Source organism: Sphingobacterium sp. UBA7038 (assembly GCF_002494055.1).
In the GTDB taxonomy this organism is placed as follows: domain Bacteria; phylum Bacteroidota; class Bacteroidia; order Sphingobacteriales; family Sphingobacteriaceae; genus Sphingobacterium; species Sphingobacterium multivorum.
The window spans coordinates 144,869-166,999 of record NZ_DLAV01000011.1 but is presented as its reverse complement, the minus strand read 5'-3'; the positions used below and the strand labels follow the sequence as shown (position 1 = coordinate 166,999).

23 protein-coding genes and 1 tRNA gene are annotated in these 22,131 nt (G+C 37.7%); 11 read left to right on the top strand and 13 right to left on the bottom strand.

What is annotated here, in order from left to right:
- Nucleotides 1-38 precede the first annotated feature (38 nt).
- The 4 genes from B3H30_RS05170 to B3H30_RS05155 all read left to right on the top strand — a co-directional run bounded on the left by B3H30_RS05170 (nt 39) and on the right by B3H30_RS05155 (nt 2,901).
- Nucleotides 39-773, top strand: a complete 735-nt coding sequence (locus B3H30_RS05170) for a YoaK family protein (protein ID WP_070566898.1) — start codon at nt 39-41, stop codon at nt 771-773.
- Between the two features lie 32 nt (nt 774-805).
- Nucleotides 806-1,645 (top strand): helix-turn-helix domain-containing protein, encoded by an 840-nt coding sequence (locus B3H30_RS05165; protein WP_070566895.1) that lies wholly within the window; start codon nt 806-808, stop codon nt 1,643-1,645.
- A 67-nt stretch (nt 1,646-1,712) separates the two neighbouring features.
- Nucleotides 1,713-2,327 carry a DUF417 family protein gene (locus B3H30_RS05160; RefSeq protein WP_286833549.1) on the top strand — a complete coding sequence of 205 codons (615 nt, stop codon included), beginning with the start codon at nt 1,713-1,715 and terminating at the stop codon, nt 2,325-2,327.
- A 166-nt stretch (nt 2,328-2,493) separates the two neighbouring features.
- Nucleotides 2,494-2,901 (top strand): hypothetical protein, encoded by a 408-nt coding sequence (locus B3H30_RS05155; RefSeq protein WP_139145018.1) that lies wholly within the window; start codon nt 2,494-2,496, stop codon nt 2,899-2,901.
- Between the two features lie 58 nt (nt 2,902-2,959).
- On the opposite strand, the gene B3H30_RS05150 is transcribed toward B3H30_RS05155, so the two are convergent.
- From B3H30_RS05150 to folE, 5 genes are all read right to left on the bottom strand, one after another.
- Complete coding sequence (locus B3H30_RS05150; RefSeq protein WP_167450483.1) at nt 2,960-3,136, bottom strand: DUF6496 domain-containing protein; 177 nt, start codon at nt 3,134-3,136, stop codon at nt 2,960-2,962.
- A gap of 110 nt (nt 3,137-3,246) precedes the next feature.
- Complete coding sequence (locus B3H30_RS05145) at nt 3,247-5,055, bottom strand: glycoside hydrolase family 2 protein (RefSeq protein WP_083295991.1); 1,809 nt, start codon at nt 5,053-5,055, stop codon at nt 3,247-3,249.
- A 185-nt stretch (nt 5,056-5,240) separates the two neighbouring features.
- On the bottom strand, nt 5,241-7,280 hold the full coding sequence (locus B3H30_RS05140; protein WP_070566893.1) for a M13 family metallopeptidase: 2,040 nt from the start codon (nt 7,278-7,280) through the stop codon (nt 5,241-5,243).
- Between the two features lie 488 nt (nt 7,281-7,768).
- Nucleotides 7,769-8,776 (bottom strand): CobW family GTP-binding protein, encoded by a 1,008-nt coding sequence (locus B3H30_RS05135; protein ID WP_070566891.1) that lies wholly within the window; start codon nt 8,774-8,776, stop codon nt 7,769-7,771.
- Nucleotides 8,777-8,842: 66 nt separating this feature from the next.
- Complete coding sequence (gene folE, locus B3H30_RS05130; protein WP_070566888.1) at nt 8,843-9,514, bottom strand: GTP cyclohydrolase I FolE; 672 nt, start codon at nt 9,512-9,514, stop codon at nt 8,843-8,845.
- Between the two features lie 161 nt (nt 9,515-9,675).
- Here folE and B3H30_RS05125 point away from each other — a divergent pair, with 161 nt between their 5' ends.
- A complete protein-coding gene (locus tag B3H30_RS05125) occupies nt 9,676-10,164 on the top strand; it encodes a hypothetical protein (protein ID WP_070566887.1) in 489 nt (162 codons plus the stop codon).
- A 7-nt stretch (nt 10,165-10,171) separates the two neighbouring features.
- On the opposite strand, the gene B3H30_RS05120 is transcribed toward B3H30_RS05125, so the two are convergent.
- Nucleotides 10,172-10,609 carry a helix-turn-helix domain-containing protein gene (locus B3H30_RS05120; RefSeq protein ID WP_070566885.1) on the bottom strand — a complete coding sequence of 146 codons (438 nt, stop codon included), beginning with the start codon at nt 10,607-10,609 and terminating at the stop codon, nt 10,172-10,174.
- 75 nt (nt 10,610-10,684) lie between these two features.
- Between B3H30_RS05120 and B3H30_RS05115 the strand changes: the two genes are divergently transcribed.
- Nucleotides 10,685-11,377 (top strand): CPBP family intramembrane glutamic endopeptidase, encoded by a 693-nt coding sequence (locus tag B3H30_RS05115; RefSeq protein ID WP_070566883.1) that lies wholly within the window; start codon nt 10,685-10,687, stop codon nt 11,375-11,377.
- A gap of 71 nt (nt 11,378-11,448) precedes the next feature.
- On the opposite strand, the gene B3H30_RS05110 is transcribed toward B3H30_RS05115, so the two are convergent.
- Nucleotides 11,449-12,741: a DUF389 domain-containing protein gene (locus tag B3H30_RS05110; protein ID WP_070566881.1), complete on the bottom strand. Its 1,293-nt coding sequence runs from the start codon at nt 12,739-12,741 to the stop codon at nt 11,449-11,451.
- A gap of 396 nt (nt 12,742-13,137) precedes the next feature.
- Between B3H30_RS05110 and B3H30_RS05105 the strand changes: the two genes are divergently transcribed.
- Both B3H30_RS05105 and B3H30_RS05100 read left to right on the top strand, forming a co-directional pair.
- The gene (locus B3H30_RS05105; protein ID WP_046675099.1) at nt 13,138-14,106 is read left to right on the top strand and encodes an ROK family protein; all 969 of its coding nucleotides are present in this window, start codon (nt 13,138-13,140) and stop codon (nt 14,104-14,106) included.
- A 239-nt stretch (nt 14,107-14,345) separates the two neighbouring features.
- Nucleotides 14,346-14,729, top strand: a complete 384-nt coding sequence (locus B3H30_RS05100; protein WP_046675100.1) for a hypothetical protein — start codon at nt 14,346-14,348, stop codon at nt 14,727-14,729.
- A gap of 134 nt (nt 14,730-14,863) precedes the next feature.
- On the opposite strand, the gene B3H30_RS05095 is transcribed toward B3H30_RS05100, so the two are convergent.
- The 4 genes from B3H30_RS05095 to B3H30_RS05080 all read right to left on the bottom strand — a co-directional run bounded on the left by B3H30_RS05095 (nt 14,864) and on the right by B3H30_RS05080 (nt 17,977).
- Nucleotides 14,864-14,945 (bottom strand) — tRNA-Leu (locus tag B3H30_RS05095).
- 194 nt (nt 14,946-15,139) lie between these two features.
- Nucleotides 15,140-16,198: a hypothetical protein gene (locus tag B3H30_RS05090; protein WP_070567155.1), complete on the bottom strand. Its 1,059-nt coding sequence runs from the start codon at nt 16,196-16,198 to the stop codon at nt 15,140-15,142.
- A 201-nt stretch (nt 16,199-16,399) separates the two neighbouring features.
- The gene (locus B3H30_RS05085; RefSeq protein ID WP_083295990.1) at nt 16,400-16,843 is read right to left on the bottom strand and encodes a hypothetical protein; all 444 of its coding nucleotides are present in this window, start codon (nt 16,841-16,843) and stop codon (nt 16,400-16,402) included.
- 144 nt (nt 16,844-16,987) lie between these two features.
- A complete protein-coding gene (locus B3H30_RS05080) occupies nt 16,988-17,977 on the bottom strand; it encodes a preprotein translocase subunit SecD (protein ID WP_139145017.1) in 990 nt (329 codons plus the stop codon).
- 439 nt (nt 17,978-18,416) lie between these two features.
- On the opposite strand from B3H30_RS05080, the gene B3H30_RS05075 reads away from it, so the two are divergent.
- The 3 genes from B3H30_RS05075 to B3H30_RS05065 all read left to right on the top strand — a co-directional run bounded on the left by B3H30_RS05075 (nt 18,417) and on the right by B3H30_RS05065 (nt 20,430).
- Nucleotides 18,417-18,737 (top strand): hypothetical protein, encoded by a 321-nt coding sequence (locus B3H30_RS05075; RefSeq protein ID WP_139145016.1) that lies wholly within the window; start codon nt 18,417-18,419, stop codon nt 18,735-18,737.
- Between the two features lie 287 nt (nt 18,738-19,024).
- A complete protein-coding gene (locus B3H30_RS05070; protein WP_112375870.1) occupies nt 19,025-19,591 on the top strand; it encodes an RNA polymerase sigma factor in 567 nt (188 codons plus the stop codon).
- Between the two features lie 2 nt (nt 19,592-19,593).
- On the top strand, nt 19,594-20,430 hold the full coding sequence (locus B3H30_RS05065) for an anti-sigma factor (protein WP_070566873.1): 837 nt from the start codon (nt 19,594-19,596) through the stop codon (nt 20,428-20,430).
- A gap of 65 nt (nt 20,431-20,495) precedes the next feature.
- Here B3H30_RS05065 and B3H30_RS05060 read toward each other — a convergent pair whose 3' ends face one another.
- Together B3H30_RS05060 and B3H30_RS05055 are read right to left on the bottom strand one after the other, a co-directional pair.
- Nucleotides 20,496-21,329 (bottom strand): ferritin-like domain-containing protein, encoded by an 834-nt coding sequence (locus B3H30_RS05060; protein ID WP_070566870.1) that lies wholly within the window; start codon nt 21,327-21,329, stop codon nt 20,496-20,498.
- A gap of 21 nt (nt 21,330-21,350) precedes the next feature.
- Nucleotides 21,351-22,073: a ferritin-like domain-containing protein gene (locus tag B3H30_RS05055; RefSeq protein WP_046675105.1), complete on the bottom strand. Its 723-nt coding sequence runs from the start codon at nt 22,071-22,073 to the stop codon at nt 21,351-21,353.
- Between the last annotated feature and the right edge of the window lie 58 nt (nt 22,074-22,131).

Genomic DNA, 22,131 nt, shown 5'->3' with positions numbered 1-22,131 from the left:
TTTCATCTATTTTCTCTAATTTATAAAGATTAATTCAAATGTTTAGGCATCAAGGGAGAGGAAGGAATTATATTCATAATTTAAAGTTAGCCTCTATTTTATCTTGTGTGGCGGGTTTGGTCAATATTACAGGTGTTCTTGCCGTTAGCACTTTAACAACGAATGTCACAGGTCACTTCGCATTTTTTTCAGAACAGTTGATTTTAATGAATTATAAGATGGCTTTGATTTATCTGTTATACATTGCTTTTTTTTTAATGGGAGCTACCGTTTCAGGTTTTATTGTAGAATTAGCTTCAAAAAAGAAATCACATAACGCTTATATCATTCCAATTTGTATGGAGTCTATTATCTTAATTAATGTAGGACTGCTCCCAGCTTTATTTAAAGCAGGGCCAACGTTACCAACCATAATTTCATTTGCCCTGCTTTTTGCTATGGGACTTCAGAATGCCCTGGTAACGAAGGTGTCACAATCAGTTGTCAGAACGACGCATTTGACGGGATTGTTTACTGATCTTGGTATTGAAATCTCGCAGTTACTTTTTTATAGAGAAATTGCTGAAAAAGTGAAATTACACAAAAGTATTTTTCTTAAGTTGATGATTATTGGAGGCTTTTTTATTGGGGGAGTTGTAGGCGGCTTTATGTTTCAATATTTTAAACTGAAAACATTATTGTTACCGGCTAGTATGCTTTTATTTGCCTTATGGTATGACCATATTCTACTTAAGTTTTATCATTTGAAGCGAAGCTTAAGACCGGATGAATAGGTTCGATTAAATTCATATTTTAGCTTAATAACATGAACTATTCCCATATCCTGTTTGAAAAATTAGTATTATCTGCCGGTAGATTCAACATTAGTGAACCATTGTACTGCATTCTTTTATTTGAGAAAGCGACGAGTTTTTCGGTTGATTTGGTGACATACCATGCGGATCCTAAAAGTGTTTTGTTTTTGTCTTCCTATCAGTTGTTTACGATGGATGTGGTGCAGAAAAGTACCTTTAGTGTGCTAAAATTTCACGGCGATTTCTATTGTATAGAATATCATAAAGATGAAGTTGCCTGTAATGGAATTCTATTCAACAACATCTACCAGCAACCTCATGTGTTGCTCTCAACAGCTATTTATCATGAGATATCAACTATCATGGAAAAAATAGATCAGCTCAAAATGTCGTCGGAATCCTATGATCAGTCATTGAGCAGAACCTATTTACAGCTGATTTTAGCGCTGGCGAGTAGACAAAAGCTACTTTTTAACGACCTACAAAAACCGTATTGGGCTCATAGAGATATTATTGATGACTTTGAGCAGTTTTTGGAAAAGAATTATAAAGCGCATAAAGAAGTTACCTTTTATGCAGCGAACTATGGTTTAAGTCCAGCCGTTTTTACGAAAAAAATAAAATTGAAATGGGGAAAATCCCCTTCAAAGTTGATCCAGGAACGCCTCGTATTGGAAAGTAAAAGACAGCTCCATTTGACGGCCAAAAGTATTAAAGAAATAGCAGCCAATTTGCAGTACAAAGACGAGTTTTATTTCAGTAGATTTTTTAAGAAGATGGTAGGCGTATCTCCTAAGGTATTTCGGAAGCGGGTCGGTTTATCAATTGTTGCCGAAAAGTCTATGTTATAGATCTATTTGTCCATGTTGTGGATTTAAGCCATTGTTTAGTTTTGCATGGTATTAAACAAACTACGTTATGGAGAAAATAATAAAGCTATTGGCAAAGTCACAATATATCTTTACAAACTTTGCTAGAATTTCAATTTTTATTGTGATGGCATGGATTGGAGGATTAAAAGCATTTCAATATGAAGCTGATGGTATAGTTCCTTTTGTTATTAATAGTCCGGCAATGCGTTTTTTTTATCATAATATGGAAAAACGGGTGTTGGATAAAAACGGAGAGCTAATACCGGAATACCAGTTGTTTAAAAATCCGGAGGGTCGTGTCGTAAAGAAAAATATTGCATGGCACCAAGAAAATGGAACTTATATTTTTTCTTATATACTTGGCTTTGTAATTGTTTCAATTGGTCTGATGATATTTTTAGGTATCTGGTATCCTAAAATCGGAATTTTTGGGGCATTGTGTACCGTGCTTATGTCATTGGTTACACTTTCTTTCCTGATAACAACTCCAGAGGCGTTTGTGCCAAAGCTAGATGGAGATTTCCCGTCACCTAATTATGGTTTTCCTTATTTATCCGCGGCCGGTAGATTAGTCCTGAAAGATGTAATTATGCTTGCAGCAGCATTGATCATTGCAGCAGAAAGTGCCAGCCGTCTGATAAAAAAAACGAATATAAAATAGAGACAGATAGTTTTTGTATGTGAATTAGCAGCAGGTTGTTTGCTGGAGGCGATCACTACTCGGGGTAAATCCACCAACTTTTGGAAGGTATCTTTCATGCCAGCTGTATTTTGGCAGCATCTTTGTGTCTCGTCGTTAAACTATATTGAGTTATACCACGAACGATATGAAAATAATACGAACGACCCTTCCATTTCTTCTGTTTAGTTTCATCCTTTTAGTTGGATGCAACAATAATCAACAGATCAGGATGATTGATAAAGATGGTAACACACATTTGTTGACAAGAGAAGGTGATCGAAAAGGAGAATTGGGACTGCAGCGTATCATCGCTCGTGGCAATGATACAGTAATAACGATTGATGGTGCAGGTCATAAAATGATATGGACAGCTTCAGATGTGACCAATATTGATACAACAAAGATTCAATATTATCTCAAAAAAAGAAATGGAAGCAGTGTTCATATTTATACACCCGTAGATGTAAATCAAAATTTTATAGATGTCGAGGATAGTCAAAATGTTTTGTCAGATCCTTATGATGGTACAGACAAGAAAAAATCCCTACTGTAGATTGCCGCATGAAAAAGCATAATTTGGGCTAAAGAGAAAATCCTAGCAAGTTTACTTGCTAGGATTTTTTTTTGGGTACTTTGGCACCTTCTTTTTTTGCTTCGGAGAGGCCGATAGCAATCGCCTGTTTTCGTGATGTTACCTTTTTCCCGCTACCAGATTTTAATTTTCCTTCTTTCATTTCGTGCATCGTCTTTTCAACTTTCTCAGATGCTTTTTCTGAATATTTTGCCATAATAGTGTTACCCGTTGATCTGTTATTAAACACTTCTGCAAAAAGAACAGCTGTTTCAGTTGAATCGTTTGAAAATTCTTTGAGAGCGAAATAGCGAACATCTGTATCCGCTAATTCAATTCATTTCCAGCTTTAATCACGGCTTGGTTGACTGCTTTTATTCTTTCAAGATCCATTTTTTGTATTTTACGGTCGTAAGTCAATAGGCCATTGACTTCATGTTCCACATCGGTAGTTTGCGTATAAATAGCAACACTCAATCCTTTGTATCGGAGCAATTGTTCGACATTATCCATTAGGAATATATAACGGTCTGTGAGTGCCTCTATAGTGGGTTCGTAGGCATAGGCATTGTTTTCGACAGGCCACATGTGACCGCGGACAAATAAGCCTACGCCACCAAACTCTCCGAGGGAAGCTGCCCTTTTCGAATCAGGTTCTGAGGCACCCTTTGGGCCAACATAGATATGGGTGTCAACAAAATCTCCATTTCCGGGGTCACCATAAGCTTTTTGGTAAGATGGATTGTTGTTAAATCCCGAATTACCGTTCACTAAACGTGAAGGGTCATATTGTTTGGTCCAGTCGGTAATATTGCGTACATCGAAAGCGCCCCAATTTTCGTTAAAAGGAACCCAGGCGATAATGGATGGCGAGTTGTAGTGGTCGTCAACGATGGCCTTGTATTCATCACGAAATGCTTTTCGATAAATCGTAGTATCTTCTTCGGGATACCAAAGGCAGGGCATATCTTGCCACACAAGCAGTCCCATTTTATCTGCCCAATAATAGAACCGTTGGGGTTCGGTTTTCATATGCTTACGAATAAGGTTATAACCAGCATTTTTGGTAAACTCGATATCATATTTGAGAGCTTCTTCCGTAGGTGCTGTTAGAATACCATCGGGCCAATACCCCTGATCCAGGAGACCGAGCTGCATCACAAATTTGTCATTCAAGAGCGGCCTTACAATTCCGTTTACCTTACCAAGTTTAATATCACGCATACCAAAATAGCTCTTAACCTCGTCAATGATTTCTCCATTCTTCCCATGTATACTTAATTTTAAATCGTATAAAAAGGGGGAGTCAGGAGACCAAAGTTTTGGATTTTCTACCGGGATATTAAATTCCATGCCCGACTGAATTACCGTTTTTGAAATTTCTTTTCCCTCTGAAGAAACGATGGCCGTAACTTTTGCCTTCGCTGTGCTAGTGACCTGTATTTTTAGTTGTTTTTCTGCTACTTGAGGCAACAATTTGATTCCCTGTATATGGTTTTTGCTTACTGGTTCCATCCACACAGTTTGCCATATGCCAGAAGAAAATGTATAGTCGCCTCGAGGTCCATTTTTGCCCGAAGGATACTTACCGTCGTTCTTGTCATGCACTGCGACGACAATGTTATTTGGACCGGCCTTTAAAAACTCAGTGATGTTGATCCAGAAGGAGTCGTAGCCACCTGAATGAGTACCAGCTTTTCTACCATTTACAAATATAGTTGCATCGTGATCCACTGCACCAAAATGGAGTATAATATCTTTCCCTTTCCAATGATTAGGTAGCTCGAAATTTTTACGATACCACAGATTAATTTCTTGTTTGCGTTGTATTCCGGATAAATAGGACTCTGGACAATAGGGGACAAGAATGCTTTCTCGGCTGTGGTCAAAGGAAATTGGGACAGCAGGATTTAGTGCGTTCGGAGCATCCTTTCCACCTATATAATCCCATTTACCGTTGAGACATAGCCATTCATTCCTTTCCATTTGGGGACGTGGATATTCGGAAAGTGGGATTTCTGTTTGCTTGGCTATTGCTGTCCATGGGGTTGAAAGCTGTGGCTGTTGTGCCAAAGCATTAAGCCAACCGAAGAACGATAGTGCCAGCACAAAAATTGAGGTTTTGGTTTTTATCATGGTATACTTCTTGGTTTTTCAGAATATGAATATAAGTATACTAAAATGATTTAGTGAATTATAAACAAAATGTTACTAGTGGGGCTTTCGATATTGGGGTTGGTTGGTTCACAAAAGAAATAGATATTGGATTAAAGAAAATTACAGGAGCTGCCTTTTTTGAGACAGCTCCTGTATAATGCTTATTACCAGATTTTAATTCTCTCTTCTGGACTTTTGTAAAGTTTGTCACCTTGTTTAACATCGAAAGCTTTATAAAAAGCGTCAACATTGATCAATGGACCAAAACTTCTGAAATATCCTGGAGAGTGTGGATCAGTTTTAACTTGGTTGACCATATATTTTTCATTGGATAGGGTTCTCCATACCGTTGCCCAGCTTAGGAAAAAACGTTGGTCTTGTGTGTATCCACTTATTTCACCTGGGTTTCCCTTATCTTTTAAATATAGTTGAAGTGCATCATAAGCAATGTTTACACCTCCTAAATCCGCGATATTTTCACCGTTTGTAAATGTTCCGTTGACGAAAGTGCCTTTTACAGGTTCATATTTATCGTATTGAGCTGCGAGTGTTTTTGTTGCTTTTTCAAAATTGGCTTTATCTTCTGGTGTCCACCAGTCGACCAAGTTTCCATCCGCATCAAATTGCGCTCCGGAATCGTCAAATCCATGGCTCATTTCGTGGCCAATTACAGCACCTATACCACCGAAATTAACCGCGGCGTCAGCTTGTGGATTGAAAAATGGAGGTTGGAGAATTGCTGCTGGAAACACGATCTCATTGTTTACAGGATTGTAATAGGCATTTACTGTTTGTGGAGTCATTCCCCATTCTGATTTGTCTACTGCTTTTCCGATTTTCGCCAAATCTCTTTCATATCGCCATGTGGTGATACTTTGCAAGTTAGCATACAGGTTTCCACCTTTGTTTTCCGATAGAATATTTAATTTAGAATAGTCCTTCCATTTGTCAGGATAGGCAACTTTTACGGTAAATTTATTTAGTTTTTCAAGCGCTTTAACTTTGGTGACAGAGGACATCCATGTTAAATCATTGATATGAAGTGCGAAACTTTTCTTTAAATAGTCAATTAATTCCACCATTTGCGTTTTGGCTTCTGCAGGAAAATATTTTTCAACATATAACTTCCCAAAAGCTTCCCCTAAAGTGGAGTTGATAAGTTCAAATCCTCTTTTGTTTAGTGCTCTTTGCTCTTGCTGGCCTCTTAAATATTTCCCATAAAAAGCAAATCGCATATCTCCCAGTTCTTCACTCAAATAAGAGGCACTTCCATTAATAAGATGAAACTTAAGGTAATCTTTAATGACAGGAAGGTTCTGGTTGCTGACCAATTTGTCAAAGTTCTTATAATAACCTAATTCTCCGATGATTACTTTTTCTGTATTGACGCCAACTTTTTTGAGGTACTCAGGTAGATTTACATTTTTGACTAGAGCAGATAGCTCAGCCAAAGTCTGCGGGTTGTATTGTAATGTATTATCCCGGCTTTGTTCATTGGTCAGGTAGGTTTTTGCAATGCTTTTTTCGTAGTCAACAATCCCTTTTGCAGCAGTTTCAGCATTTTTATACCCCAATTCCTTTAACATGGAAGCTACATACTTTTGGTATTCCGCAATTGCTTCGGTATTTTTTTCATTTTCTTTTTGATAATAATCTCTTCCCAAACCTAAGGACGCTTCTCCTAAATAAACCGCGTTCATTTTAGAGTCTTTTAAATCAGCACCGACCCCCCAGCCGTAGAAATTATTCTCACCTTCTTTGGTTACGGAAGTTAAATAATTCTGAAGATCTTTTAGGTTCTTTATCGCATCGATTTTGCTTAGATTTCCCTGGATGGGCTTAATCCCATCGGCATTTCTCTTCTGCAAGTTCATATAGGAGGCGTACAAGTCCTGTATTTTTTTGCCCTCACTTCCTTCAGGAAATTTATCTTTTAAAAGTGAGTTCAGAATTTTCATCGAATTGTTGTCCGTATCTTCTGCCAATTTATTGAAGCTTCCCCAAGTGGGTTTGTCGGAAGGAATTTTAGCCGTTTTCATCCAGGTTCCGCTTACGTAGTTGTAAAAGTCATCCTGTGGACGTACAGATTTGTCCATTAAGCTCAGATCAAGTCCTTTGTCGGGTACTGTACCTGCTGTCTGTGCTTCCGCATGCTGTGTGTAGACTCCAGCCAAGAAAATTAGGGCGAGTGTTAATTTTTTCATTGTTGTTTTAATGTTGTATGATTTTCAATAATTCAATCTGGGAGTACGCACAAATTACGGATAAAATAGGTTATGTTATTTGCTCCGTGTAATTCGATTTGTAGCAGCCATGTCAATAATTAGCTGTGATTTTTTTAAAGCTAAAAAATCATTTACACAAATGACGGAAAATTCTAATTCAGCAACAAGTAAATCTGTGCATAATCTATAATTTTATTATACATTGACCTATGATTTTTAATGCGATCTGTTAACTGCTACCTCAATAGAATCCAAATTTCTTTCCGAATGCAAGTATCGTATGCTGGTTCGTCAGGAAATGATTGCATTTCTTTGGAGCGCGGCTGAAATATAAATCTACATAAATTGATAGATTAATTAATCACCTTAAAGCTTCCACAGTGGAATTTAGAAAAGCCGTGCGCGAATTCACTATCGAGCGCAGCAATTCTAAGACATCGTACATCGATGATGGTATTTACCTCTTATTAATTGGAATGATTTTCCAGTAGCCTTGTGAGAAGGCGCTCTATATACAGACTGTCCAGTTCTTTCCCGATAAAAACCATCGTATTCAACTTTTTATCCTCCTGTTTCCATTGGCTGCCATAACTCATTTCGATACGAGAACCTACAGCTTGAATAATGATTTTTTTGTCGCTATTTTTTTTAAATGCGATTCCTTTTACCCTGTAGATTCTGTTTGTATATTTTCCGACAAGCTTGCTCAAACCAAGGAATAAATTGACGAAATTAAACTCTTCGGCAAAGGTGTAGATTCGTGTCGAAATATCTTTGAGATGTGATTTTCCGAAACTCGATTGACCTAATATTGTCGTCTTATTGGGGGACAGGTTTTTGAGAAAAGAAAACGTTTCTATTTTCTTTGTGTACACTATATCTTCAATTATTTCAAAAGGAAATTCCATTGTTCCTTTCGAATATAAAGTTTTTGCAAGTGGATTTAGGTTCGCTAAATAATTGTACAGCGAATCTAGATAAGTTGGGTGTACATCGTTGGTTTTATTAATGATGATGGCGTCAGCCGCCATAATTTGTCTGAGTACTTCATCTCTTTCCTTGATCTGATCTTCGACAAGAGCGGCATCTACGAGACAAATAATTTTTTTTAAAGGGAAGTAGTTATGGAATATCGGGTGCGTCGTAAAGGGCTCTATAATTGCAGTCGGTATGGCTAAACCAGTACATTCGATAACCAACTCGTCAAAACTATCTTGTTTTTTATAAAGTAATTCAAGCGAACTATAGAGCTCGTCATTTAGCGTACAACAGAGACAGCCTTCCTGAAGTGGAACAAGTTGTCCGTAATTTTCAGTCAGTAACATGCTGTCAACGTTGAGTTGGCCGATTTCATTTTCGATAATAGCAAAACGTTTGTTCGGATATGATTTCATTAGGGCGTTTAGATAAGTAGTCTTTCCGGCACCTAAAAATCCTGTCAGTATCGTGACAGGGCGAGCATGACTTTTATTCATTTTTTATGATTAAATATGCGATCTATAATTGTCAGAAGTACATGGAAAATTATTCCATATGGTATCTTATTTCAATAAATTAAAGAAGTCATTTCTTTGACTTTCCGATGCGAATATCCCACTATACTCCATGGTAGTTGTACTACTGGTCGTATCTTTAACTACCCGTGCTGATACACAGAGATGATCTGCGTCAATGAGCACAATAATATCATCCGTTTCTAAGGTCGATTTAAGTTCATTAAAAATCTGTAACGTAAGCCGTTCCTGTACCTGTGGGCGGTGTGCGTAATAATCTACTACACGATTTATCTTTGATAATCCGATTACTTTTTTCTTTGCTACATAACCAATGTGCGCTCGCCCCACAATTGGCAGAAAATGATGCTCGCAGGCTGAATTTACACGTATATTTTTCTCAACCAATAGTTTGTTGTAACCATATCGATTTTCGAATGTGGAAAGTTGGGGCTTATTGGCTGGATTGAGGCCATAGAACAATTCATTGATATACATTTTAGCCACACGATAGGAGGTTCCACTGAGACTATCATCCTGGAGGTCAAGGCCTAGTTCATGCATGATATCCTGAAAAAGCTGCGCGATCTTTTTAATTTTCTCGCTGTCGGTTCGTGTAAATGCATCATGTCGCATAGGTGTATCAATCGAAGTCATGATATGAAGATCGCCTAGATTTTCGATGGGGGAGGAGATGTCTCTTTTTAATGATGTGTTCATAAATAATTCCTTTGTTAGTGTACGCTGATTAGATATACGAAGGCTCCTGCAATTAGGAGTTGTTAACTTATTTTTATAAATATAGTGAAAAAGTAGTAAATGCAATTTAGTTGCATGTAATGTTTTTTCACTATATTTGATTGTCACATCTTTAATAGGCTATGTTTAAGAAATTTACTCTTGTTTTTTTATTCATTTTTTTAGGTGGAGAGTGTTATTCAGTCTTGGCACAAACGGGGTTGGAATCTCAGCATTTAGCAGACCATAAGCCACTCATGAATGAAGTTTGGAAAACCTTTGATACCATGTTGTATAAAGTGAACAAGAAAAATGGGAAAACGATATACACGCCATTTTTTCCCAGTAAGCTTGCAAAAATGGATGGCATGAAGGTGGAACTTCAGGGGTATATGGTGCCGCTCAAGACAGGTCTCCGACATAACAGGTTCCTATTGTCCGTTTTACCTGTTTTACAATGCATGTTTTGTGGGCAAAATGGAATTCCACCGATGGTAGAGATTACGTTGGCTAACAACGATAAAATTTGGTTGAAGGAGAACCCTATTACTTTAAAAGGATATGTCAAGCTTAACGAAAAAGACAGGACTCGGGTTGAAATTTTTATACAAGATGCATCTATCGTAAAGTAGTAGATTGTTAACTACGCCAAATGGTCCAAAGTATGATCCCATAAACCACAACAACCAAAGCAAGCAACAAAAACAGTTCAAAGCTCGTTTCCGGGAAACCACTTGATTGTGATAGAAAGGCGGCTATTAATAAAATACCAATCAATCCGATACCGATACTTAGTATGAGTTTTCGAGGTTTATTAAATGTATTATTGATTTGGTCAGGTTCTGCTGTATCTGAAATATTGCTTTCCTCTTTCAGTACTGCTATATCCAGCTCAAGTTCCCTTGCTATAAGATTTAGGTTATAGGCCCTTGGAAGGACTTCAGCATTTTCAATACGCTGTACGGATCGCAGATTAAGCTTGACCAGATCAGCAAGTTGCTGTTGTGAGTAGCCTCGGTTTATACGTGCATTTTTGATCAGAAGTGCAATTTTTTCTTTACTTGATTTATTGGTCATCTTACGGCATTTTGCGACGTATTCAAATGTCGTAAAATTAAATGATTTAAGGCCATAGCTTTGTAGAAAAAAAGTATGATTGCTATTGTTATTGAATTGTTGGTTTCTTGGTTTTTACTAAAACACTTCTGTCACCAGGATCTTAGGGTGTTGGGCTTTTATGCGAAAGGCAAACTGTTATTTTTAAGTTTGGTTGTACCAATGTTTTATTTGGTTATCCTCTATTTGGGAATAGCCTATTTGGTAGAAAATCCTTATAAATTTAACCCAGAGTATACACTTGGAGATTTTTTTCGAAGTCTTTATTATGTATCAAAAGCAATTATATTTGAAGAATTGATCTTTAGAGGAGCTCTATTGTATATGCTAGTCAGTCGCTTTGGGAAGACAAAAGCTGCATTCATAACAGCCATAGCTTTTGGAGTTTATCACTGGTTTTCATATGGCGTAATCGGACATGTGTTTGAAATGTCAAGAGTTCTTATGTCGACGGGTGTATTTGGTTATTTACTAGCACGTATATGTATAAAAACAGGTAAAATAATATTTCCAATTGCTTTGCATTTTGCTTATAATTTCACAACAATGGTCGTATTCTCAAAGGAAAAAAATATTGGATTGCAACTTTTGGTAAAAGCTCATGCCGTCGATCCGGTTAGACCTGAAGGAATATTTCCGCTGTTCATTGTCGTTATTTACTATGTAGGCTTTCCAGTATTGTGTTATATTTTCCTTAAATCGTTAAAAAACACGAATGGCTGGTCCTGATCTTTTAATTTTTCCATTACTTGCTTGTTGAGCAGATGCTATTAAAAATATATTTTCCGATGGATTGCCTACTATTGACTAATAATCGCTACACTATCTTTAGGAAAATGATTTTGCAACCATTGTTGTAATTTTTCGTGTTGCGCTAATGGAAGTGGGGTCTTGGTAGCGTATATAAATGCTACGATCCTGGCGACGCTATCGGCCTTTGCATAATGTTGTTGGACACCAATGCTATAGGAATTCAGTTCGGGGAATAATACAGCGATATCGCGATCAAGTTGCGGACTGGCCAACTGGTATTTCGCTAATTCATTGTTTAGGGCGCGTATCGTGAGATCCTTTTCACTTACAGCTGCTGTACGTCTGTCTATTTCGCTTAGAATACTAGATTTTAAATCTAAACTATCCTGATGAATGACAAGGTTAGTATTGGTAATACCAAATGATTCCATTACACGCTGTAAAGATTCTACCTCTTTGTCACTGAATTTTTTTGATAAAAAGGCAAGTTCAAGTTTCTTTGGATTACTATTCATCTCCAGCTTTTCATAGATAACAGTGTAACCTTTGTTGCTGAGTTCCTGTTGAACAAATTGGTTTACCTTGCTGGTGTATTTTTTTTCTTGCAGTAGATTGTATGCAAAATAGACACTTGGCAATACAAGAATAATCGTGATGATGGTAATACTTTGAGTAATTCTTTTTTCGCGTTTTTTATCGATATAATGAGTTTTGGGGTAACGCAAATATTTGACAATGATAAATGTAGCAATGCAGATAAAAACACAATTGATGATGTATAGAAATAAAGCACCCGCAAAATAACTGAGATTACCGATAGCTAATCCGTAGCCTGCAGTACAAAGTGGGGGCATCAAGGCTGTTGCTATGGCAACGCCAGGAATAGGATTACCTTTGTCTACCCTAGTAATAGCGATAACCCCTACTAAACCACCAAATAGTGCAATCATTACGTCATAGATATTGGGCGATGTACGCGCTAATAATTCGGATTGCGCTTCCTTGAAGGGGCTTAAAAGAAAATAAATAAAAGAAACAACTAAGCTTATTAAAGTTGCTATCAATAGATTTTTTAATGATTTTTTTAAGAGGGGGAAATCAAATGTCCCCAACGCAAATCCAGCTCCAACAATCGGGCCCATTAATGGAGATATAAGCATAGCACCGATAATTACCGCTGTAGAATTTACATTTAGCCCTACAGATGCAACCACAATTGCACATGCTAGAATCCATGCATTAGCACCGCGAAAAGAGATATTGCTCACAACATTTTCTAGAACAGCCTCCTTTCGGTCTTCTCCCTGATGTAGATCGAAAAATCTCAATATTTTATTCATTAGCGTATTAATATAGCGGCTCAGCAATTATTCAGCAATTATTAAGACGCTAAAATTATGCCGATTTTAGTCCTCTGTCGTAATTCTGCTATACAAAGTCTTTACGGACAAAAACACTCGTTAATAACGTGAAATCCATTTTTCATTTGGCTGAAATCCCGGGTGACCGGCAGATATCGTTGTCTGCTTTAGGTTGCTGATACTTTATTTTACCTCATATTTATCGGGTATTTAGCACATTTAAATTTTTTAAGTTAGGTTGATCTGGTGGTCGGTAGATCGGCTTTTCAAAGGGGATTAGCATGCTATTTATGGATAATTGTGAAGAAGATTTTGTTGATTCCTTATAAAATATTATCTTTTAGTAATTTTAGAACTTAGAAACACGGAAGAGAAATGTCATTAATAGATTTATCAAAACGCGTGGCGTTGGGAATAGATATCGGTGGAACCAATACAAAATTTGGTGTGGTCAATCATCGGGGTGAAGTACTTGAAAAAGGAAGCATAAAAACAGATGCTTATCAAACGGTGGAAGAGTTTATTGATGCGTTGTACGAGAAAGCTTATCCCTTAATTGAAGCATTTGGTGGTGAACAAAGCTTTGATGGAATTGGTGTCGGCGCGCCTGATGCTAATTATTACACTGGGACAATAGACCACGCTCCCAATCTCCCTTGGAAAGGTGTGATTCGATTTAGCGATTTAATGACGGCCAAATTTAAGATTCCCTGCACCATTACCAATGATGCAAATGCCGCTGCTTATGGTGAAATGCTTTTTGGTGCGGCACGCGGCATGAAAGATTTTATTATGATTACCTTAGGCACGGGCGTAGGAAGCGGCATAGTGGCCGGAGGGAAGCTTATTTATGGACACGATGGCTTTGCTGGCGAATTGGGCCATACCATTGTCAAACCAGGAGGACGAAAACATTGGAGTACGGGTTCTGAAGGAAGTTTAGAGGCTTATGCATCTGCTACAGGGATCACCATTACAGCCAAGAAAATGCGGGCCGAATTTCCGGAATCGATGTTGAATCAATTCCCTGAGGACGCGATCAATTCGAAGACAGTTCATGAATGTGCGCTCAAAGGGGATGCGATAGCCATTGAGGTATTTAGGTATACTGGGCAGAAACTGGGTGAAGCATTAGCAAATTTTGTGATGTTTTCTTCTCCTGAAGCAATTCTACTTTTTGGAGGAGTAATTAAGGCCGGTGATTTTATCTTAAAACCCGCGAAACTCCATATGGAAAGAAACCTTTTTCCTTTGTTTAGAAACAAAGTTAAACTGGTCTTTAGTGAATTGGAAGAGGCTGATGCTGCTATTCTTGGTGCAAGCGCATTGGTCTGGGAAAAATAATATATTGGTTTGTTCTCAAGGCAGAATTACCGCTTATCGGGACTGTTGTGTTTTGAGAACAACTTGGTTAAATCGCTAAAATACAACGGCACTTTCACAGAATATATATGATCTTGTTGTCGGGGATTTATGGAGAAATAACTGACCATTTAATTTATTATAGCGACTGTTATCTTTTTTTGAGAAGCTAAAGGCATAGTCTTTGCTAATAAGTTCTTTTAAACTTAACACTATTCCAAATGAAAAAGACCATTTTTCTCCTTCTGTTGCTGTGTACAGCTTTATTCTCAAAAGCAGATCAACTTCAGGCCTTGACACAAAAGCAAGCCGAAACGGCCGTTGCATACCTTAAAAAAGAACCCATCGTTATTTTATGGTGTAGCTGTTGTGATAATCAAATACCCAAAAAGATTACTGTTCAAGAAGTATATTTCAAGGCATATCCGGATGGAAAATATTATTCTGTGGTTGTAAAAGGACGGGATGAAAGTGGGGCCGAGGTAGAGGAATATGTAGACTTGGCTTATGTGTTCGTAAAAAAAGGTAAAAAAGCGAAAAGCTTAGGAAAAGTGTTGAAATATGAGTGTGACCCTTGTACAAAACCATTTGACTGGGCGGCTTAAATTCTTGACGCGACATATTATCGCTAATCTATTCTGTTTGCTTCAAGAAATTATACCCTCAATGGTGATAACTTAGCATCAAAAAGTACTGGTCAAAAAAAAATCCCAAGCTGAAAGCTTGGGATATTGATAAGTGCGGAAGAAGGGACTCGAACCCCCACGCCTTGCGGCGCCAGATCCTAAGTCTGGTGCGGCTACCAATTACGCCACTTCCGCATTAGGATTTCTTATGATGTCGCAAATATAAAAACCAAAGTGATATCTTGCAAATCGATAAGCGAGATTCCTCCTCCTAAATACGGATCATCCTGTTTATGAATGGAATATTTTTCAATAGGATCCTTGTTTCTTTAATCATGTGATCAGCAGACGGCTTGTTTATCCAATTTTTTGATGAAATGCTTGCTGTCCTAATCAAGTTTTGTTAAGGCCTTTGAATTTCGTAACAAAAATACATATTGAAAGAAGTCTGTTGTATGATTCTTTTCAGCAGGTATGATATTTGCGCCAAAAAGCCGTGATTTTACAGTTATTAAATCTTGAGAAGTAGCATAAGGTGAATGTGCTGCATTGAGTTTAAATAACGATATACTATTTGGTCGACTTAATTCTTTTAGATCCTGAATGCCTTTCACGAGCATAAGTGGGCCATCTGCATTTACCCAATCTACTTTTTCATCTTCAGGGGTTGGAAATTGAGGATTCTTTGGAAGATACATTTCACTAGCAATGGTATAACTAACAAAGCTAGATACTTTATAGCCGCTATTTTTCAAGCGTGTAGCAAAAGGATCATTGGTTGCATCCTTTCCTTTTTGTAAAACATGAAAAAAACCAAATAGTCCATATAGTTTCTGACCATCAATATGGTGATTTTTAATATAATTTTCCAAATTTAACAGCATAGCTGAATCCCTGGATACGTCAGATTTATCCGCTGTAAAGCTTTTGTCTATGCCAATAACAGTGATTTTTGCCGAATCGGCAAGGTGGCGGTTATAATCATAAATTTCGACCCATTTTTGATATAGCTCTAAACTAGACTGTTGCGGGATACGTTTGCGAATGGAGCGAACCACATCTTTCAGTAGGGCGTTATCTTTTAGCGGCTTGGATAAAAAGCTGTTTAGTTTGTTGGCATTTGTACTATCCATCTCAGCAATGTAATATTTAACACCAAGCTTTTTGTTCAAATAAAATAACAGCTCTTTGTCCAACTTTTGATTGTCTGCGTAGCCATGAATTTCCCCAAGTAAGAAAATATCCGAATTATAGAAGCTATTATCGAATAGAGAATCTACAATACGATCCTTAATCTCCGTTTTATGAAGCTTGAGGTACGCTATATTTTCCGCGTTGGTATTTCCTATAAATATCCGATTGGAAATGAAAAAATAGAGAAATAATAGCCCAATAATAGCCAGTATAGAAAAAAATGTAATCTTAATAAATTTAAAAAACTTTTTCATAAATGAGGTTTTGGCAAAGGTATTATTTTTCAAGGAATGAACCAATAAGTATCCATGCATATAATTAAAATATATGTATTGGTGTTTTTAAAAATTGGGTCATTCTTTAATAGAATTGGGTCATTCTTTAATAGAATTGGGTCATTTTTCAATGACTATTTCCATAGGACGATTGTTGGCGCACAGTGAACCGCTGCGGGCTTATTTTACAGTTTTTTGTACAATAACAGCGATTTTGTAGTTACCCCGTAGCGTTTGTGTCCCTTGTTCCTTGTTCGGATAAGGGGCGATATCCTGTAATGAAATGGTATATCCGTTGGTGTTGGCAGTTCTTTGGTAACCTCTATCCTGTAGGTCTATTGTTGCGAGCTTTATTGTCGTGGGTTTAGTTGCTTTTTCTGCGATCTCAATTTCTGCTACTGCAACTCCAGACCAAATACAGTTGACGCCTTCAGGGCAACGGCTATCTTCTGAAATACCATTAAATTTGATCTTGATCGGATATTCTCGCAATGATTTTCTTTGTCCCTCAGCTAAGGATACACTTTCTCTCTCTGTTCTATTTCCAATATTTTCCTTTTGCGTTGCACAACCCGCTAGCGAACAGAATCCTAGCCCAATAATAATCGTTTTATAATTCATCATCTTCACCGAAATAAAACTAGTATAAATGTTATCCAGTTATCTAGTCATTACTACCAAAATTAAGCCATATTTAAGAAAACGTGCTAATCTTTCGACTCTTAATAGCGCTAAGCTCCTACTTGAATCATTGCTGGGCTTTTGCGATTATTGCTGTGATCCATTTTCATCATGATCTGGCTTTTCAGATTCTTCACAGCGCGAAAAAAATAGACTGGTAATTGACAGTTTTGATGGATCGAATTGTTCGTCTTTCAGAAGCAACAGATTCTGACGGATGTATTTATTTAAGTATCGATCGTCTTGCTCAGGATTGCCAGCAAAATAGGCCTCATTTTCCGATGCAAACTTACTTACATATCTATTGGTGACAGTATCCAAGACGTACTGTTCGAGGTCAGGATAAAATAGGGTATAATATGCGTTACTAAATATTGCTAGGGGGTCAATATAATTTGCCCGATCATAATCCTTCTTCATGGTCAATATTTCGTGCCAGTGTTCTTGATTTGAACCGTCTTGATTTTCTCTTAAAAAACCTCTTTCTCCACCGTAATTGGAGAGTCTGATGGCTAATTTATTCCCTTCAGCCAAATATAGGAAAGCGCTGAAATGTTGAGGTGCACGTTGGGGTCTGTTATAAACAGCTATAAAATCATTGAATTTTTCTTCATTGCTATACTGAAAGACTTGATAAGTACTGTCATGTTCCATAAACTGGTTTTGTACAATAAATTTAAGCGATTGAACCGGTTTGGATTCCTGATGAACAAAAGGGGGGCTGAAACAGTTTGCCTTGTCATTGAAAACCCGATGTGTACTGTCATTATCAAATTGTACATAGGTTTTACCTTCTTCAAAACCTGCCAAATTGATACAAGTACTGTCTGTGAAATTAGGCTTGTGACGCCCATACAGTTGAAATAAAGGGGCTTCATCTGGATAGAAAAGCAGGTAGTCTTTTTCAAAAACATAGGAGCCGAAAACAGATGTAGCATAACCATATAACAGAAATCTGCCATCTTCAAAAAGACAAATCCCGCTATTACCACCATACTGTCCACTGATGGTCTTTGCCTTATCTTTTCCGTTTGGAAAATAGTGAGTGACTTGCTGTGCTTTACTATTTGTTACCATAAGGATAAGACTAATTAAGCCTAGAATTTTTTTAATGAATGACGTGCTTTTACTTTCTTTCCGCATATCTTTTGTTATTTATCAAATTTAAACCATTGCAACACTGGTTCAATGGTGGTATTTACAATCCGTGCAGGCATTTTACGATTCGCCGAAACCTGTAATGGGGCAAACTAACACATATTCACGCGCTTGGTAAATTAGTGGTTTTATCCGTCGTATTTTCAATTTACATTAACATTTTTTTCCACCTATTAGAACAAAATATACCCCTACTTAGACCGCTGGTTCGAATATCTTTGATTCTCGTCTGATGAACACTTCGCCTGCTTTGGATGTTCATGGAAATTTATGATGATTTTATTATAGCCAATAAGATAAATAGATGTCAACACTAACCCGTATAAATGCATATATGCATCTCAAAAAACATATTCGAATGAATGTAATTGCAGATCTTGATATGAGTATTTTCTATTTTAAGAAAAGACCTTTCATCGTGATGGATTTGTCAAATGAAAAGATATATTTCAATGATAGTGGATTAGAATGGTTGCGTTCAGAAAAACAAATATTGCAGCCTGTTCAATGGACTCGGAGTAAGTATCTTCCCCCCAAAAATTGGGTGGGACTAGCTGTTAATAACCAAAGAGATGATTTGATTATCCAGTTAATTGATGAATTTTATCTGGCGACATGTGATATGCTATCGATAAATCCAATTTCTAAGGGGAATTCGTCCGACAAAATAAAGCTTTAGACAGATTTTAATAGATTTAAATGTGATTCGTCCTCCCAGGCGGAATCAAATCATGAAAAACTAGCATTGAAAATTAGAAATACAAAAAAGAGTAAATTAGTACGATATGGTGGAAGCAAATCATGCATTGCGTATTAAAATATAAATAATAATGAGGATTAACAGAAAATAGGCTAACTTATATTAGGTATTTTAACCCGTTTTATAGGTACTTTAACTTGTTTTGTCTTTGCTGCTTTTTTTTTAAATTTTTAATTTTCATCTTTAGCGTATTATAAACGTAAAATTTGAGTCCATTACACAACCTTTCTGAAGAAACATTGATTCTTTTATTGAAAAAAAAAAATCAACAGGCTTTTAGTTATCTTTATGATCACTATGCCGATGCACTCTTTGGTGTGGTTTGTCGTATCGTGGTCTCAACGGAGCATGCGGAAGAAGTCATCCAAGATGTATTCGTCAAAATTTGGCGATATATCGATGTTTTCGATGCAGAAAAAGGCCGCCTTTATACCTGGATGATTAACATTGCCCGCAATACAGCCCTCGATCATCGAAAATCAAAAGCTATCGTAAACGAGCAGAAAAACCAACCGCTCTCAAATATCGTAAATAGGGAGGAAGAACAAGATCTAAGTCAGGGCGAACAACACACGAAAGCAGATTTTATTGGATTTAAAAATATTTTAGATAAATTGAAGCCGGAATGGCGAATCTTGATTGAGATGGCCTACTATGAAGGATATACACAACAAGAAATCGCTGAACAGCTTGATGTGCCGCTAGGAACAGTAAAAACACGTACCAGGGCAGCTTTTATACAATTACAACAATTACTAAAAGAGTACCGCTAGTTTTGGATATTAGAGCATACATATCGTCGGGGATTATTGAATCGTACGTTTTGGGACTTGCTTCTGAAGAGGAAGTGAGCATCTTGAATTGTATCCGAAAAAATAATAGCGAAGTGGAACAAGCCATCATCGAAGCAGAGATTGCACTCGAAGATTTGGCCGATAGCCAAGCGATAGAGATGCCTATGCAATTAAAACAGGATATATGGAATAAACTCATTGCAGAAAATCTAGTACCAAACGAAGATCATAAAATTGATGAAACATTAGTACCTTCTTCTACGGACCATAACGACGTAATTGTTATGGATACCGAAAAGAAAACGCTTGTTGCTCGATCATACAAGTGGACTATTGCTGCAAGCCTATTGTTAGCCGTTAGTATTGGTGCTAATATCTTCCTATATCAATGTAAACAAGATACAGCGAATAAGCTAAATCAGACGACGTCCTTACTTGATGCTGAGCAGGCAAAACTTGCTACCCTACAGGATAAATGGGCTCTCGTTCAAAATCCAGCAATAAAAACAATCCCTCTGAAGGGGGTAGAAACTAAACCCGATTACCTTGCTTTGGTATTCTGGGATCAAGTATCAAAGACGGTTTATCTGAGTATTGAGCACATGCCTGTTGCACCCAAAGGTAAGCAATATCAACTGTGGGCAATGGTCGATGGTAAACCTGTTAATGCCGGTGTTTTTCCACTTGACTTAAAAGGAGATACAGCAAGTAAGATGCTGGATATTCCAAAGGCCCAGGCTTTTGCTATTACCCTCGAAGATGAAGGCGGCAAAGATGTACCGACACTCACAGCATTATGTGTAATGGGGAGTATATAAAAAACAATGCCCTGATGGGATAAACCGATCAGGACATGCTAAAAACAGGTAAACTACGTCTTTTGTTAGGATTTTATAAAAAGACCTGCAATATTAAGTACAGCTTCTGCAGTTAGAGGTTCATCGAAAGACTGGGTTGCTGCATTGGTCGAAATTTTCCCCATGGCACCTGCCAATGTTGTAATATCCACTCCCGCTTGTGTTATATTATTTTCGCCTGCATATACCGGATCGACAACTGCGCCAATACCACTGTCATTACTTCCTGTAATCCAAGGTTTTTGATTGGCAGCTCCACCTCCGCGAGCACGACGCATTTGGCGGATATGAGAGGCATGTCGTGCCTCAACAGAATGGATCTGAAGCGCCGCAGTCAGTACAACACGATTGCCGAGTAAAATTCCCGCTTGCCCTTTATAAGCTCTTACCCCGGTGTCTTCAAATGCTTGTGCGATAGCTAAAAATGTGTCGTAGTCACTGAAAACATTGCCGAAAGTCCCCCCAGCGGTGAAATCAAAGATTGGCTTTGAAACAGCTTTATTGCCTAATACCTGTTTAAGAAAATTCACATGTGCAATTTCATGGTCACGAATGGTGGTTATCGCACCGAGTGGTTTACCTGTGGGGATAAGACCTGCTTTGGCAACAGCCATAGTGTAGTATTCTGCTTCGAGATATTCCAAAGTCAACGCATAGTTGAGTACTCCATTGACATCTGTGGGAGCCGTAGCACCATAAGCTTTTTTAAAGAGCTCACCTATCATAAAGGGCAGGGCAGCCAAAGTTATTTTTTTGCTCATTGAAGCCAAACTTTTAATTGCTTCGCGACGAGGGCTGATGCGATCGCTGAATTCAGGATCTACAGCATTTATTTGTTCAAAAACGTTTAAGAGATTCATGATAATCAGTTTTTAGGTGAATTAATAAGTTGGTAGATCGCTCACATCAATCTTGGATTTAATAAATGGCGCTGCGGCACTAAGGACAACGCTTGGACTCTTTGCGACATCAAGACCATTTGAATCCACTACTTCCTGATTGGCAAAGCTACCATTGTCGATCATATCCCTGACCCAGGCGGCATGTCTAGCTTCAACAGACACGATCTTGCCAGCCAACAGTAAATAATTGACATCTTTTATTAACCATCCAGCACCATTGTAGGCCGAAACGCCAAGATCTTCAAATGTTTTTGCTGTTGCCAGTACCGTTTCGCGGCTGCTGAAATTGATACCGCCTAAATTAAATTCAAGACTTGAAATGGCTTTGGCCCCTAGGGCTACCTTGAAAAACTCACGATGAGCAATTTCATGATCACGGATATCCGTAAAAAAAGTTTTTTCCATGTCCGTCATGCCACTATAGGGGTTGTTGACTAGCTGGATATAAAATGCAGCTTCAAGTTGTTCAAGTGCATAGGCATAATTTAGGATGGCAATGTCGCCGCTACCAAAGTACATGCCCTTACCACCGTTATCCATGCCATCATCGTGGTCTTTTTTGCAGCTCGACATACCCAGGATGGCTAATGTAGCAGCACTGGCTCCTGCATATTTTAAAAAATCTCTTCGTCTGAGATCTCTTTTGTCCATGTCACTATTGGAGTTCAATAGTGTTTCGTTGTGGGAGGTTATCTTTTCCATAACAAAAGTCTTTTAGTTTATAATTTTTTTCTGTACTTATACCCATTTACGACTTTTT

Excerpts from the sequence above, each read along its gene's own strand:
- B3H30_RS05170 (WP_070566898.1), top strand. The coding sequence starts at position 39 with ATGTTTAGGCATCAAGGGAGAGGAAGGAATTATATTCATAATTTAAAG.
- B3H30_RS05165 (WP_070566895.1), top strand. The coding sequence starts at position 806 with ATGAACTATTCCCATATCCTGTTTGAAAAATTAGTATTATCTGCCGGT.
- B3H30_RS05160 (WP_286833549.1), top strand. The coding sequence starts at position 1,713 with ATGGAGAAAATAATAAAGCTATTGGCAAAGTCACAATATATCTTTACA.
- B3H30_RS05155 (WP_139145018.1), top strand. The coding sequence starts at position 2,494 with ATGAAAATAATACGAACGACCCTTCCATTTCTTCTGTTTAGTTTCATC.
- B3H30_RS05150 (WP_167450483.1), bottom strand. The coding sequence starts at position 3,136 with ATGGCAAAATATTCAGAAAAAGCATCTGAGAAAGTTGAAAAGACGATG.
- B3H30_RS05145 (WP_083295991.1), bottom strand. The coding sequence starts at position 5,055 with ATGATAAAAACCAAAACCTCAATTTTTGTGCTGGCACTATCGTTCTTC.
- B3H30_RS05140 (WP_070566893.1), bottom strand. The coding sequence starts at position 7,280 with ATGAAAAAATTAACACTCGCCCTAATTTTCTTGGCTGGAGTCTACACA.
- B3H30_RS05135 (WP_070566891.1), bottom strand. The coding sequence starts at position 8,776 with ATGAATAAAAGTCATGCTCGCCCTGTCACGATACTGACAGGATTTTTA.
- folE (WP_070566888.1), bottom strand. The coding sequence starts at position 9,514 with ATGAACACATCATTAAAAAGAGACATCTCCTCCCCCATCGAAAATCTA.
- B3H30_RS05125 (WP_070566887.1), top strand. The coding sequence starts at position 9,676 with ATGTTTAAGAAATTTACTCTTGTTTTTTTATTCATTTTTTTAGGTGGA.
- B3H30_RS05120 (WP_070566885.1), bottom strand. The coding sequence starts at position 10,609 with ATGACCAATAAATCAAGTAAAGAAAAAATTGCACTTCTGATCAAAAAT.
- B3H30_RS05115 (WP_070566883.1), top strand. The coding sequence starts at position 10,685 with ATGATTGCTATTGTTATTGAATTGTTGGTTTCTTGGTTTTTACTAAAA.
- B3H30_RS05110 (WP_070566881.1), bottom strand. The coding sequence starts at position 12,741 with ATGAATAAAATATTGAGATTTTTCGATCTACATCAGGGAGAAGACCGA.
- B3H30_RS05105 (WP_046675099.1), top strand. The coding sequence starts at position 13,138 with ATGTCATTAATAGATTTATCAAAACGCGTGGCGTTGGGAATAGATATC.
- B3H30_RS05100 (WP_046675100.1), top strand. The coding sequence starts at position 14,346 with ATGAAAAAGACCATTTTTCTCCTTCTGTTGCTGTGTACAGCTTTATTC.
- B3H30_RS05090 (WP_070567155.1), bottom strand. The coding sequence starts at position 16,198 with ATGAAAAAGTTTTTTAAATTTATTAAGATTACATTTTTTTCTATACTG.
- B3H30_RS05085 (WP_083295990.1), bottom strand. The coding sequence starts at position 16,843 with ATGATGAATTATAAAACGATTATTATTGGGCTAGGATTCTGTTCGCTA.
- B3H30_RS05080 (WP_139145017.1), bottom strand. The coding sequence starts at position 17,977 with ATGGTAACAAATAGTAAAGCACAGCAAGTCACTCACTATTTTCCAAAC.
- B3H30_RS05075 (WP_139145016.1), top strand. The coding sequence starts at position 18,417 with ATGAATGTAATTGCAGATCTTGATATGAGTATTTTCTATTTTAAGAAA.
- B3H30_RS05060 (WP_070566870.1), bottom strand. The coding sequence starts at position 21,329 with ATGAATCTCTTAAACGTTTTTGAACAAATAAATGCTGTAGATCCTGAA.
- B3H30_RS05055 (WP_046675105.1), bottom strand. The coding sequence starts at position 22,073 with ATGGAAAAGATAACCTCCCACAACGAAACACTATTGAACTCCAATAGT.